Here is a 13,807-nt window from a genome sequence, read left to right as displayed (position 1 = left end):
CGAACGGCGGGGCCCGGGCGCCGGACGGGTTGACCCGCCCGGCGCCGCAGCGACCGCGGCCCTCGGTTTCCCCCTCCGGCGGCCCGCGCCACGTGACTCCAACCACAACTCCGCGTTCCACTTCCGCAGTTATCTCCCACCGCGCGGCCGGCCTTGCTACTCTTGGCCACAGCCCGATCGCTGGTGCATCCCCCGTCGCCAGCGATCGGGTCCTTTCATGCCCTGTCTCCATTGCACGGGCCTTTGCGCACCGGAAGGACCGGAGACCCGAATTCCGGGGCAAGGGGCCTCTCGGGCGGAATGGTCGCGGATTCACATACCGATGCCGCCCCTCAGGAAACAACTCTCGGGTCGCCCGATTTCCGGCAGGGGAAACCGGAGCTGAAGGACTTCCCGGTGCTTCCCGGTGCTCTGAGGACGCCCGCCCTGGTGGCACGTACGCCTCCTCGCCTCCTCACTTCAACACCTCTTGAGGAGTCGTAAGGTGGGGCCGTCCGGCGGGGACGAGCCGTCCCGGGCGCCGGGGAACGGAACGGTGAGCACCCATGGCAGTGGCGTACGAGCGGATCGCGGACGAGCTCCGCGCGGCCATCCGTACGGGTGAGCTGAAGCCCGGGGACAGACTGCCGGCCGAGTCGAAGCTCGCCGAACGGTTCCGGCGCAGCGTGCCGACCGTCCGCGAGGCACTCCGCGCCCTCCGGGACGAAGGCCTGATCGAGAAGCAGCACGGCCGCGGCAACTTCGTGCGCCGGCCACGCACCCCGGCACTGCGCTCGAACCTCCGCCACCAGTGGGAGAAGGACCGGGCCCGCGAGCCGCTGGCGAAACGGGCCCAGACCGGCGCCACCGAGCACGACACCGGCCTGGCGGTCGGCGACCTGGTCTTCCACGCGTCGTACCGCACGATCGAGGCGCACCGGGACCTCGCCGAAGCCTTCGGCCTCCCCGAGGGCACCACCCTCCTCGAACGCACCTACCGCACCCGCTACGCGGCCGAGAACGCGCCCTTCAGCCTGGTGACCTCGTATCTGGTCCACGATCTGATCGCGCGGAACCCCGCTCTCCTGGACGAGTCGAACGAGCCGTGGCCCGGGGGCTCGCAGAGCCAGCTCTACAGCGTCGGCATCGAGCTCGACCGCGTCGAGGAGCGCGTCACCGCCCGCCCGCCGACGCCGGAGGAGGCCGCGGAGCTGGAACTCCCGCCCGGCACTTCGGTCCTCGCCCTCCGGAAGACCTCGATCGACGTCGACGACCGGGTCGTCGACGTCTCTGACGTCGTCCTGCCCGGCGACCGCACGGAATTGCTGTTCACCACTCCCCTGGAAAGGTGGTGAGTGCCGTGCGCCGGCGCATCATCATCGTCACCGCCGTCCATCCGCCCTCGGCACACTTCCTGCCGGACGCCTACCGGTCGCTCTGCCAGCAGGAGCTCCCCGACGGGTGGGAATGGCACTGGGTCATCCAGGAGGACGGCACCAGCGACGCGGTCGCCCCCCATGTCCCCGACGACGCGCGGGTGACGTTCCGGCAGGGGCGGGCCGGTGGCCCCGGCGTCGCCCGCACCATCGCCCTCGCGCACGCGGAGGGTGAGTACCTCAAGGTCCTGGACGCCGATGACCAGTTGGCGCCCGGTGCACTGGCCCGTGACCTGGCCGCCCTCGAAAGCGACCCCGGCCTCGGCTGGGCGACGTCCCGCGTCCTCGATCTGCTGCCCGACGGCTCCACCGCCGGCTTCCCCGGCGACCCCGAGCCCGGGCCGGTCGAGCGCGGAGCCGTGCTCGACTACTGGAAGGCGAACGGCTTTCGCGCCCAGGTCCACCCGGCGACGCTCTTCATGCGCCGCGACCTGGTGCTCGCCCTCGGCGGCTGGATGGCCCTGCCGGCCTCGGAGGACACCGGCCTGCTGCTCGCCCTCAACGCCACGAGCCGCGGCTGGTTCTCCTCCGAAGTGGGCCTCCACTACCGGAAGTGGCCCGGCCAGGCGACCAGCCAGGCATCCCACACCCAGGCCGCCGAACGTGAGGCCCGTATGGCGGTCGTGGAGGCCAGGGCACGGGAGCTGGCGCGGCTGAACTGGGGCTATCCGGGGGTCGGTTGACGGGCCCCTCAGGGGAGCGTTTCCGCATCGACCCGCGAGAAGATCAGATCGCTCTCCTCGACCACCGGGTGCCGCCACCGCACCGGCACGCCCCCCGACCGGCGCATCGCCGCCGGATAGCTCCCCGGGTCATAGCTGTTGGGGAGGCGGTAGACGTGAAACCCGTGCTCCCGCATCGTCTTGAGCAGTTCCTCGGGCGACTCCCCCAGCGCCGCCATCCGCTCCGGGGTCACCTCCACGGTGATCTCCGCGTCCGGCCGGAGTGCGTCGAGCAGGGGGGCCAGGCCGCGGATCACACCGCCCTCAGCGCCCTCCACATCGATTTTGATCACCCGGGCGGACGCGACCTCGTCCGGGTCGAGAAGGTCGGGGAGCGGGCGTGCCTCGATCTCGCGGATGTCCTCGGCGGGGCCCCCGTACGGGACGATGCTGGCCGCCCCCATGTTGTTCGAGCTCGCACGGATGAGGGTCACCGTCTTCCGCTCGTCGGCGACCGCGGTGTTGACGGCGCGGAGGTGGTGGCAGTCGTTGAGCGCGGCATGCTGGAGGATTCTGGCGTGAAAGGTCGGCGAGGCCTCGATCGCCACCACCCGGCCCCGCTCCCCCACGAGCTGTGCGGCGAGCAGGCTGAAGTAACCGACATTGGCGCCGACGTCGATATACGTGTCCCCGGGGCGGAGCCGGCGCTTCAGCCAGTGCGTCATATGCGGCTCCCACACGCCGAACATATACACAAAGCGCTGGATCAGATCCTGTGTGTCCACGGCCATCGCGGCGCCGAATCGGGTGCGGACGACCCGCTGGCGCGGGCGCTGCCGTAACCACGGATTGAGGCAGCACGTGGCGAGTGCCGCTTTGCCCAGCGATCCGGGGGCGTCCCTCAGATATCCGCGCCCGAGGGTCAGCAGGGTCTCCCTCAGGGTGTCTCTCAGGGCGTTGCTCAGGGTCTTGCTCAGGGTCTTGCTCAGGGTGTTGCTCATCCGTTCTCGCCTTTCCGCCGGCTTCGCTCGGCGCCGTGGCGCGCCGCTGCCTCCATACGAGCCTTATCTCCGCGGCCACGGCGCCTACTCGGCGTACGAGGGAATCGGACACCGCTCTGGTCTGTTGCGGCCCGGCGTGCCACCCTGCGCGACACCCGCGGCGCGGCCTCGGCACACACGGTGCCCGGACCCGCCAGGGGATACCCAGTACGCAGCACTGTCGCTCTGACAGACAAGGAGACGGCAATGAGCGAGTCCCATGGAGACGCGTCGCACCAGGGCGCCTTACCGGACCGAACCACCCTGAGCCCCGGAACAGCGGTCCTGAGCACCGAAGAAGCACTCAGAAAGCGGCACACCGCGCGTGCGCGAAGCGCCTCCGACCGCACCAGGGCCGCCTGCCGCGCCGCCGGCGTCGAAGCGGACCCGGCGGCCGTGATCGCCGTACCCACGGAGGCGGCAGCGAAGGCCGCCAATGCCCTTCGCCTGTCTGCCGACGCGCTCGCCGCGCTGGCCAAGGGAGCCCCGGACCCCGCGGCCGACGCCCGTCAGGCCCGGAACGCCGCCGCTGCCGCCGTCCTCGCCGCCCAGATCGCGCAGTCCCACGGCGCCGGCGCACTCGCCGATGCCGCGTACCACGCCGCCCTCAAGGCCTCGCAAGCCGCCGGCACGGCCGCGGGGAGGGACGGCATGGGCAGGAGCGAGGCGCTGAACGCCGAGGCGGAGTCGGCCGAGGCAGCCGCCGTCGCCGCTGCCGGGACCGCGGGCTGGCGGTAGTACGCACCGCGACGGCCTGTCCGGCACCGCCGGCCACGACATGGACGGTGCCGGTGCCGGACAGGACCGGTGTGCGAGACGCGGCCGCTCAGCCCTGATCGACCAGGCCGGCCTCCGGGGCGCAGCCGCTCAGCCCCGATCGAAGGGCAGATCCAGCATCCGGATGGCATTGCCGCGCAGCAGCTTGTACGTCACCTCGTCGGAAAGGCCCGCCATATGCTCGGCCGCCACCTGCTTCGTGTGCGGCCAGGTCGAGTCGACATGCGGGTAGTCGGTCTCGAAGGTGGCGTTGTCGACCCCTACGGTCTCGATCGAGGCGACGCCGTGCTTGTCGCGGAAGAAGCAGCAGAAGATCTGCCGGTAGTAGTACGTCGACGGCGGCTCGGGGATCAGGTCCTTCACCCCGCCCCACGCCCGGTGCTCCTCCCAGACGTCGTCGGCGCGCTCCAGGGCGTACGGGATCCACCCCATCTGGCCTTCGCTGTAGGCGAGCTTGAGCCGCGGGAACTTCACGAGGACGCCGCTGAACAGGAAGTCCATCATCGACGCCATGGCGTTGTTGAAGCTCAGGGACGCCTGCACGGCGGGCGGTGCGTCCGGTGACGCCGCGGGCATCTGCGACGACGAGCCGATGTGCATGTTCACGACCGTGCCCGTCTCCTCGCACGCGGCGAAGAACGGGTCCCAGTAGCCGGAGTGGATGGACGGCAGCCCCAGGTACGTAGGTATCTCGCTGAAGGTCACCGCCCGTACCCCGCGCGCGGCATTGCGCCGGATCTCGGCGACCGCCAGATCGATGTCCCACAACGGGATGAGGCACAGCGGAATCAGCCGGCCACCGCTGTCCCCGCACCACTCCTCCACCATCCAGTCGTTGTACGCCCGCACGCAGGCCAGCCCGACCTCCTTGTCCTCGGCCTCGGCGAAGGTCTGCCCGCAGAAGCGCGGGAACGTGGGGAAGCAGAGCGACGCCTCGACGTGGTTGAGGTCCATGTCCGCCAGCCGGGCCTTGGGGTCCCAGCATCCGCGCCGCATCTGTTCCCGGGTGATCCCGTCCAGCGTCATCTCGTCGCGGGAGAAGCCCACGGCCGCGATGATGCGCTTGTACGGGAAGATCAGCCCCTCGTACTCCCACCAGTCCGTGATCTGGCCCTCGGGGTCGGTCGTGAACCGGTACCTGCCCCCGACGTACGCCAGCTCGCCGATGCCGGCGGTGAAGGGCTTCGGGCCCTTGTCCTGGTACTTCTTCGGAAGCCAGGTCCTGAAGAGGTGCGCGGGCTCGATCACGTGATCATCCACGCTGATGACCCTGGGAAGCTCCGCCGTGCCGCTCTGGTTGCTGATCACGCTGTACCCCCAACTGCCTGCCGGATGGTCACGCCGCCGGACCGATATCTGACGGCCCATCAGTTCGGAGGTTATGGGCTCACCCTTCCGACGACAAGGAGAGGCCGGGAACTCCACCCCTTGCGGCATCGCGCAACCTCCGCTGAACTGACGCATCGTCAGTTCAGGTGAGGAGTCGAGGGGGCAGCATGCAAACGATCTGGCTCAGCGGTGCCGAGTGGTTCGCCGTCCTCCGCATCGGCCTCGGCCTGTGGTGGCTGGAGAGCTGGCGCCACAAGGACAAGAAGACCTGGTTCACCGGTGGCGGCATCACCTGGGCCGCCGGGATCGCCGCCGACCACCGGTGGCCCGTGATCCGCAAGAGCTTCGACCGCCTGGTGAAGCCCCACCCCCGCCTGATGGCCTACGTCGTCGCCTACGCGGAACTGGCCCTCGGCCTCGGCCTGATCGCCGGCTTCCTGACCCCGATAGCCCTGGTCGCCGGCGCCGTCCTCAACCTGATCTACCTCGCCCTGATGATCCACGACTGGGCGGAACAGGGCCAGAACCTGATGATGCTCCTGATCTCCCTCACCGCCCTCCTAGCCATGAGCTGGCAGAGCTGGTCGCTCGATGGGGCTTGGGGGTTGTTCTTGTAGGCGGGGGCCCGGCGGCCCACCCGGGCCGCGAGGGCGCCCGGGTGGGCAGGTGCGGTCAGCCCTTCTTCCCCACCGTCACCGGGCGGTCGCTGTTCAGCTCGGTGAAGAGCCGTTGCGCCTGGCGGGCGTTCCACTGCACGGCGCTGCCCTTGGGGGTCTGGAGGGCGAGGTTCGAGACGGGGACGTTGAGCCGCTTGCCGTCACCGTCGGTGACCGCCTTCATCGCCTCGAAGAGCGAGGTGAGGTTCGGCAGGCCGGTGTCCTTGTCGACGATGAGGGTGCCGAGGCCCGCGCTCATCGTCGGGTAGACCGTGCCGGGGTCGAGCAGGACGCCGGGGGTGGCGGCCTTGTGGGCGAGGGCGGCCAGGAACTTCTGCTGGTTCTGGCTGCGGCCCAGATCGCCCTGGGCCTCCTGGTGGCGCTGGCGGACGAAGGCGAGTGCCGTACGGCCGTCGAGCGTGTGGCAGCCCTTCTTCAGGTTCGCGCCCGACTTCTCGTCCTTGATGTCCCGGTCCAGGCACATCGGGACGCCGCCGACCGCGTTCACGATGCCGACGAAGCCGGCGAAGCCGATCTCCGTGTAGTGGTCGACGTGCACGCCCGTGTTGGCCTCGATGGTCCGGACCAGCAGGTCGGGGCCGCCGAACGAGAACGCCGCGTTGAGCTTGTTCTTCGTCGCACGGTAGTGCTTGCCGGTCTCGGGGCGGATGTGTGCCGGGATGGTCACCCACGAGTCACGCGGCAGGCTCACCATGGTCGTGCCGTGGGCGCCCGTGTGCAGCAGGATCATCGAGTCGGTGCGCCGGCCCGCGTCGGCCGAACCGCCGGTGTGCAGGTCCTTCCTGGCACGTTCGGAGAGGCCCACCCGGCTGTCGGAGCCCACGATCAGGTAGTTGGTTCCCTGGCCCTGCGCCGGGCGGTCCGGGATCTTGCCGAGATCGACCTCGCGGTGGAGCTCGGTGTCGGCCCAGACGTAGGTGCCCACGGAGCCGAGGGCCAGCACGGTGGACAGCACGATCAGCGCCCGGGTGATCCGGCGGCGCCGGCTGGGCGGCTCCGGGGCGCGCCGGCCCCGGACGGTGGTGCCGCCGCCCGGGCCCGTACCGCCGGTGCGGGCAACGGGGCGTCCGTTGTCGGGGTGACCGTCGGTGGGCTGGCCGTCGCTGAGGTGGCCGTTGGTGACGTGGCCATTGGCGAGGTAACCGTTGCTGACGTGGCCGTTGCTGCCGTGGCCGTTGCTGAGGTACCCATCGCTGAGCTGACCGTCGCTGAGGTAACCGTTGTTGAGGTAACCGTCGTCGACGTGACCGTTCAAGCGGGGTGGTGGCACCAGGGTCTGCGGGCCGGTGTCGTACCCGTCGTAGGGGTTGGGCGGCCGTGCCGGGTGCACCTGAGACGCGTATTCAGCCGGGTACGCCTGAGGCACGTATGCGCCTGGCTGCGCCTGAGACGCGTACTCACCCGGGTACACGTGGGACGCGTACTCACCCGGGTGCACCTGAGACGCGTACTCGCCCGGGTGCCATATCTGCCCGGTGCCGATGTGGTCCTGTGCTTGGCCGTCGCGCCAGTTCCCGTCGAGCGGCCCCTCCAGCCAATCATTCATGCGCGGCAGTCTCCATGCTCGTCTCTTCTCCACCAAATAGTGTGCGGATCTGCACAAGCGAATGCGGTGAACGCGGTGAACGCGCGGTCCGGCGGCGGTGTACGGGGCCACGGCCGGGCTCCCGGGCACCGGCACGGCGGCGGGCGGGGAGCGCCCGGCCGCGCCGCGCGGGGTGACCGTCCGGTCCGTAGCCGGGCGGACACCCTGGGGCCACACTGCCGACGGTCATCACGACGGCAAACTCTCGTACGGGACCGGCCGGCCGAGCTCCGGCTGGCCGATGTGCTGCGCGGCGGTGCCGGAGCGGTGCATACGCTGCCACTTCAGCCGGGTGCCGAGCAGGAAGGCCACCACGGACTGGATGACCACCAGGTACATCAGCTGCCGGTAGACGAAGAGCTGGAGCGGCATCGCCCACAGCGTCCGCACCGGCTCGCCGTCGAGCCGCAGGGCGTACCAGGCGCAGGCCAGCTGGAGGGCGAGGAAGCCGGCCCACACCCCGGCCGAGAGCACCGGCCCCTGGAAGAGCGCCCCGTACAGGGCGAAGACGTCGACGATCGGTGCGAGCAGCGGCAGGGCGACCTGGAAGAGCGTGAGGTAACTCAGTCCGCGGCGTCCGAAGCGGCCGGCCGGGCCCACTTCGATGACGGCACGGCGGTGCTTCCACATGGCCTGGAGCGTGCCGTAGCACCAGCGGTAGCGCTGCCGCCACAGCTGGCTCAGCGAGGTGGGCACCTCGGTCCAGGCGATCGCGGTCTCCTCGTAGACCACCCGCCAGCCCGCCTGCCACAGGGCCATGGTCAGGTCGGTGTCCTCGGCGAGGGTGTCCTCGCTGACCCCGCCGACGCCCATCAGCGCGTCCCGGCGGAAGGCGCCGATGGCGCCGGGGACCGTCGGCATGCACTCCAGGACCTCGAACATCCGCCGGTCGAGGTTGAACCCGAAGACGTACTCCAGGTGCTGCCATCTGCCCAGCAGACGGCGCCGGTTGCCGACCTTGGTGTTGCCGCTGACCGCGCCCACGGCCGGGTGCGCGAGCGGCTGGATGAGCTGGTGAATGGCGTCCGGCTCGAAGACGGTGTCGGCGTCGACCATGACGATGATGTCGCATCGCGCGTGGGCCAGACCGGTGTTGAGGGCGGCCGCCTTTCCCGAGTTGGGCTGGCGGATCACCTCCACCCGGGGGTCGTCGATGGCGGCGGCGAGGTCCGCGGTGTCGTCCGTCGACCCGTCGTCGATCACGATGATCTGTAGTTGCGGGTGGTCGGAACCGAGCAGCGAATGGATGGTGGACTCGATGCCCGCCGCTTCGTTGTAGGCGGGGACCAGGACCGTCACCGGGTCGGTGATCTCGCGTAGCCAGGGGGAGCCCGGCCGGATGCGTACCAGCCGCCGGACATGGGCGCGGGCGAAGAAGACGAGAGAGGCCAGCCGCAGTACGCCCAGGCCGCCGGCGATACCCAGCACCCAGGCCATCCCGTGCACGAACGCGTACCCGAGGGCCTTGATCCAGACCAGGGCCGTGCCCAGCCATCGCTCCGGGGCGGGGGCCGGGGTGTCGGCCGGGGGCAGTCCGGCCCCGAACGACACCGTGGTGAATTTGCCGATTCTGGGGTTTTTGAGCAGTTTTTCGGTGTCGTGGTAGGCGACATCGTTCTGAGTGAACTGCCGGACCACGCCCTGGGACGGCTTACGGAACCACCGGTCGGCGGCCACCAGCGTGTAGCCGTCCGCGCCGGCCCGCTGGGCGGCCTTCCACTCCGGGCCGCACATCGTGTCCACCGCGGTGGTCTGCGGCAGCCTCAGCAGGTTGGTGTGGATGCCCGCGGTGCCCGCCAGCGCCTGCTGCGTCAGCTCCAGCTCCAGCCGGGCCCGGAAGGGCGAGGCCGCGCCCATGACCGCGCCGGTGTAGGTGTTCGACCCGATCTCATGCCCCTCGGCCTGGATGCGGCGCACCAGGTCCGGATGCTGGGCGGCCTTGGCGCCCTGCACGAAGAAGGTGGCGTGCGCATGGTGCTTGCGCAGCAGGTCGAGCAGGCGTGGCGTCCATACGGGGTCGGGCCCCCCGTCGTAGGTGAGGGCCACGTTGCGGGCGGGCATCCCGGCGGACTTCACCGTGCCGCCGTCGAGACGCACCACCGGACCGCCCTTGTCCACCGCGCTCGGCACCGGTGTGGTGCAGTCACTCCGGGTCTTCGCGGCGTCGACCTCATGGGTGGTCCAGCCCTCGAAGAGCAGGGCGCCGAAGGCGAGGGGGAGGATGAGGATCAGCAGCAGCCAGTGACCCCGGGGATCACGGGACTGCGCGTGCCGGCGACGGTTCGTGCGGCGCCTCACGTCGCTCCCGGGGTGACCTCGGTCGTCGTGAGGACGGGCTGTCTTCGGACGGGGCCGTCGGCGGCCGCCGGCGGAGCGCCCGCGGCGCGGGTGAGGAACGTCGGGACGTCGCCGGAAGCCGCGGCGGTCGCCCGGCGGGGGGCGCCTCCGACGGCGGCGACCGACTTCCGCAGCACGTTTCCGTGCCGGACGGAAGCGTCGGCACATGGCTGGGGAAGACGTATTTTCTGCCGTTTTGCGTTCCGGCTGGCCTCACACATGGTCGGCGAGTGTACTCACCGGAAACATCGCGTAACGGTGTCCGTCCAAGATCCCTTACCGCGGTGACAAGCCTCCGAGCCCACGGCCCGGCGCCGCATCCGCGCGACATTTGCCCAGGTCAGACGGATTTTTCCCGCGGCCTTTGCCCGGTATTGCGACCTCTGCAACGCGACACCCCACCCCCTCCGCCTGAGAGGGTTGTAACACCTGACCCCACCGGGGCCCCGCCCCCGCCGGTGACTGAAAACACCCTTATCCCCGGACAAGTGTCCGATCTAACTTTGACTGTGTGACCGGATTCGAAATCTGGTCACGGAGTCGGAGGGGGCACGGCATGGAACGAGCGCAGCGCGCTGACCGCATCCTGGACGCGGCAGGTGAGTTGCTGCTCGCCTGGGGCTACCGGCGGGTGACGATCGACGAGATCGCCCGCCGCGCCAACGTCGGCAAGGGCACGGTCTATCTGCACTGGAAGACCAAGGACTCGCTGCTCCTCGCCGTGATGCTGAAGGCCCAATCCCGAATGCAACACCGGCAGTTGGAGCGCATGCGGGCGGATCCGCTGGAGATTCTGCCGAGCCGGATGATGAGCCGGCTCTTCCTCGAATTCCAGGCCGAACCGGTATTGCGTGCGGCCTACACCGACGACGCCGATATCCTCGGCCGGCTCAACGAGACCGCGAAGCAGGAGTTCGCGGAGCTGATCGTCGCGGGCGACCGGAATCTGCGGCACCATCTCGAAGTGCTCCGCGAGCACGGTCTGGTGCGCCGCGACACCGACGTACAACACCAGCAATACGCCTTGTTGGCGACATCCAGCGGATTCTTCACGTCCGAGGCACTGCTCATCGACCGCGCCCCGGACGGCCTGGAGGTACGCGCCGGCATCCTCGCCCACACCATCCGAAGCGCGCTGGAAGTGCCGGCCGACGCCGGCGCCCATACCGGCTCCGACCTGGGATGCGGTGCCGATCCGGACCCCGCTTCGGCCCGTCTGCGCGCCGCCGCGACCGCGGCCGCTCCCGAGATCATCGCCCGCTACGAGTGCTTCACCGAGCTCTGCGCACAGGAGATGCGCCGGCAGATACGCGACTGAGGCCGCGGTGGATTTTCCGTGGGGCGGATTCTGACGATGAATTCGAACAGAGATTCCTCTCCCGCCGGATTCGGGGAGGGCTCCCTACGAGGGTCGGCACGCGACCGGCCGCCCGCCACCGGCCCCACGAAGCGGAATCCACCCGGCTGACTCCACCCGACGGAATATCCGCCACGACTGCTGACACACGTTCCACTAAGGAAAAGAGCCACGTCCAAGCCCTGGCCCGGCCGGGCCCCACCCTGGTCCGCGGGCCGACTCCCAACCCGGAGGAGATCGAAAGATGTCGGCATTATCCAACTCCCCGCTCGGCGCGCACGTCGGGAAACACCCTGGCGAGCCGAATGTGATGGACCCGGCGCTGATCGCCGACCCGTTCGGCGGCTACGGCGCACTGCGTGAGCAAGGCCCGGTCGTACGGGGCCGGTTCATGGACGACTCGCCCGTCTGGTTCGTGACGCGCTTCGAAGAGGTCCGCCAAGTCCTGCGCGATCAGCGGTTCGTGAACAACCCGGCCGCGCCGTCCCTGGGGCGCTCGATCGACGAAAGCCCCGCGGTCAGACTTTTGGAAATGTTGGGGTTGCCCGACCATTTCCGGCCGTATCTGCTCGGGTCGATCCTCAACTACGACGCACCCGACCACACCCGGCTGCGCCGACTGGTCTCGCGCGCCTTCACGGCACGCAAGATCACCGACCTGCGGCCGCGGGTCGAGCAGATCACCGACGACCTGCTGACCCGGCTTCCCGAGCACGCCGAGGACGGTGTGGTCGACCTCATCCAGCACTTCGCCTACCCCCTGCCGATCACCGTGATCTGCGAACTGGTCGGCATCGCCGAAGCGGATCGTCCGCAATGGCGGAAGTGGGGGGCCGACCTCGTCTCGCTGGAGCCGGGGCGGCTGAGCACCGCGTTCCCGGCGATGATCGAGCACATCCATGAGCTGATCCGCGAGCGGCGCGGGGCACTCACCGACGATCTGCTCAGCGAGCTGATCCGCACCCATGACGACGACGGCGGCCGGCTCAGCGACATCGAGATGGTCACCATGATCCTCACGATCGTCCTGGCAGGCCACGAGACCACCGCCCACCTCATAGGCAACGGCACGGCGGCACTGCTCACCCACCCCGACCAACTGCGCCTGCTCAAGGACGACCCGGCGCTGCTGCCGCGCGCCGTCCACGAGCTGATGCGCTGGTGCGGGCCGGTGCACATGACCCAGCTGCGCTTCGCCTCCGAGGACGTCGAGGTCGCCGGAACGCCGATCCGCAAGGGCGACGCCGTACAACTCATCCTGGTATCGGCGAACTTCGACCCCCGCCACTACACCGACCCCGACCGTCTCGACCTGACCCGCCACCCCGCCGGCCACGCCGAGAACCACGTGGGGTTCGGCCACGGCATGCACTACTGCCTGGGCGCCACCCTCGCCAAACAGGAGGGCGAAGTCGCCTTCTCCCGGCTCTTCACGCACTACCCGGAGCTGTCGCTGGGCGTCGCGGCGGAACAGCTGGCGCGGACGCAGGTGCCCGGCAGCTGGCGGCTGGACACCCTGCCGCTGCGGCTGGGGTGACCGCCCCGTACGGATAGCGCGCGGCGGCCGTCACCGGACAGGCGCCGACGCAACGAGGGCCCCGTGCGGGCGAGTTCTCCGCACAGGGCCCTCTCTTGCCGACGGTCCTGCCGTCCTCAACTCGGGCGACTGGCTCGCAGCGAGTACATGAGGGGGATACGGGGGCGGTCGGCGGGGAAACGGTGGTAGCCATCGCCGCTACGGGCCAGAGCGGTGAAGCGCTGGAACATCGTCATGTCGTGTTCGTGCAGGAAGTCGATGCGCAGGCCGGTGGCGGCCAGGGCGGAGACGACATCGCCGAGCGGGTGCTGCCATTCGACGCTGCGGTTGTGGACCGTCGGTGCGCCGAAGTCCGTGTAGGAACCGGGGACTTCGTCCACCCAGGCGTCGCGGCGGAAGTAGTCGTGGACGATGCGTGAGCCGGTCTCGTCGTCCAGGGCGTCGCAGAGCGGATGGAATTCGGCGAGGTAGAGGAAGCCGCCGGGGGCGACGAGGGAGGCGGCGGTGTCGGCCCAGCGTTCCAGGTCCGGGAGCCAGTTCAGGGCGCCGAGGCCGGTGTAGACGATGTCGTACGCGGCGTCGGGGACGGCTTCGGCGGCGTCATAGACATCGGCGGCGACGAACGCCGCTCGGTCGGGGCCGTAGCCGAGCTCGGCGGCGAGGGCGCGGGCGGTGTCGATGGCCGGTTCGGAGAAGTCCAGGCCGACGACGCGGGCCGCGCCGCGGTGAGCCCAGGAGAGAGTGTCCTGGCCGAAGTGACACTGGAGGTGGAGAAGGGACCGGCCGGTGACATCCCCGACCTCCGCGACCTCGAAGTCACGGAGCACGTCCCGGTCCCGGCGGAACCTGTCCTGGTCGTAAAAATCACTCGCGGTGTGGAGGGCGACGCGCTCGTCCCACCTCGCACGATTCGCTTCCCGCCAGTCCTCGGCACCCGTAATTCTGCGCATTCGGCGAAGTTATCCACAGCCTTGCGGCCCTCGCCAACGGTTTTCCCGCCCCGGGCGCAGAATGGGCCCATGACTGACGAGACGACCCCAGCCCCAGGCCCCGACGCCACCGCTCCGCACCCTTCGACCACCGACACCCGG

General features: G+C 69.9%; 11 protein-coding genes. 6 read left to right on the top strand and 5 right to left on the bottom strand.

The features are described 5' to 3' along the window. Positions 1 to 545: 545 nt before the first annotated feature. Positions 546 to 1,334: a GntR family transcriptional regulator gene (locus CP981_RS21190; protein ID WP_085927822.1), complete on the top strand. Its 789-nt coding sequence runs from the start codon at positions 546 to 548 to the stop codon at positions 1,332 to 1,334. A gap of 5 nt (positions 1,335 to 1,339) precedes the next feature. Then, positions 1,340 to 2,098, top strand: a complete 759-nt coding sequence (locus CP981_RS21185) for a glycosyltransferase family 2 protein (protein WP_085927831.1) — start codon at positions 1,340 to 1,342, stop codon at positions 2,096 to 2,098. An 8-nt stretch (positions 2,099 to 2,106) separates the two neighbouring features. Here CP981_RS21185 and CP981_RS21180 read toward each other — a convergent pair whose 3' ends face one another. Further along, positions 2,107 to 3,078: an FkbM family methyltransferase gene (locus CP981_RS21180; RefSeq protein ID WP_085927821.1), complete on the bottom strand. Its 972-nt coding sequence runs from the start codon at positions 3,076 to 3,078 to the stop codon at positions 2,107 to 2,109. Between the two features lie 246 nt (positions 3,079 to 3,324). Between CP981_RS21180 and CP981_RS21175 the strand changes: the two genes are divergently transcribed. Further along, positions 3,325 to 3,855, top strand: a complete 531-nt coding sequence (locus CP981_RS21175; RefSeq protein WP_085927820.1) for a hypothetical protein — start codon at positions 3,325 to 3,327, stop codon at positions 3,853 to 3,855. A gap of 129 nt (positions 3,856 to 3,984) precedes the next feature. On the opposite strand, the gene CP981_RS21170 is transcribed toward CP981_RS21175, so the two are convergent. Next, positions 3,985 to 5,202, bottom strand: a complete 1,218-nt coding sequence (locus CP981_RS21170) for an amidohydrolase family protein (protein ID WP_085927819.1) — start codon at positions 5,200 to 5,202, stop codon at positions 3,985 to 3,987. Positions 5,203 to 5,390: 188 nt separating this feature from the next. Here CP981_RS21170 and CP981_RS21165 point away from each other — a divergent pair, with 188 nt between their 5' ends. Then, on the top strand, positions 5,391 to 5,840 hold the full coding sequence (locus CP981_RS21165; protein ID WP_085927818.1) for a DoxX family protein: 450 nt from the start codon (positions 5,391 to 5,393) through the stop codon (positions 5,838 to 5,840). A gap of 55 nt (positions 5,841 to 5,895) precedes the next feature. Here CP981_RS21165 and CP981_RS21160 read toward each other — a convergent pair whose 3' ends face one another. Together CP981_RS21160 and CP981_RS21155 are read right to left on the bottom strand one after the other, a co-directional pair. Further along, complete coding sequence (locus tag CP981_RS21160) at positions 5,896 to 7,230, bottom strand: LCP family protein (protein ID WP_244329730.1); 1,335 nt, start codon at positions 7,228 to 7,230, stop codon at positions 5,896 to 5,898. Between the two features lie 444 nt (positions 7,231 to 7,674). Then, positions 7,675 to 9,783 (bottom strand): bifunctional polysaccharide deacetylase/glycosyltransferase family 2 protein, encoded by a 2,109-nt coding sequence (locus CP981_RS21155; RefSeq protein ID WP_085927817.1) that lies wholly within the window; start codon positions 9,781 to 9,783, stop codon positions 7,675 to 7,677. A gap of 595 nt (positions 9,784 to 10,378) precedes the next feature. On the opposite strand from CP981_RS21155, the gene CP981_RS21150 reads away from it, so the two are divergent. Both CP981_RS21150 and CP981_RS21145 read left to right on the top strand, forming a co-directional pair. Next, entirely contained in the window at positions 10,379 to 11,140 is a 762-nt protein-coding gene (locus tag CP981_RS21150; RefSeq protein ID WP_085927815.1) for a TetR/AcrR family transcriptional regulator, read from the top strand. A gap of 283 nt (positions 11,141 to 11,423) precedes the next feature. Continuing rightward, the gene (locus tag CP981_RS21145; protein ID WP_167536122.1) at positions 11,424 to 12,716 is read left to right on the top strand and encodes a cytochrome P450 family protein; all 1,293 of its coding nucleotides are present in this window, start codon (positions 11,424 to 11,426) and stop codon (positions 12,714 to 12,716) included. A 116-nt stretch (positions 12,717 to 12,832) separates the two neighbouring features. Here CP981_RS21145 and CP981_RS21140 read toward each other — a convergent pair whose 3' ends face one another. Continuing rightward, complete coding sequence (locus CP981_RS21140; protein WP_085927813.1) at positions 12,833 to 13,666, bottom strand: class I SAM-dependent methyltransferase; 834 nt, start codon at positions 13,664 to 13,666, stop codon at positions 12,833 to 12,835. Between the last annotated feature and the right edge of the window lie 141 nt (positions 13,667 to 13,807).

It is taken from the genome of Streptomyces platensis (assembly GCF_008704855.1).
Lineage (GTDB): Bacteria > Actinomycetota > Actinomycetes > Streptomycetales > Streptomycetaceae > Streptomyces > Streptomyces platensis.
This window is presented reverse-complemented; position numbering and strand designations above follow the sequence as displayed.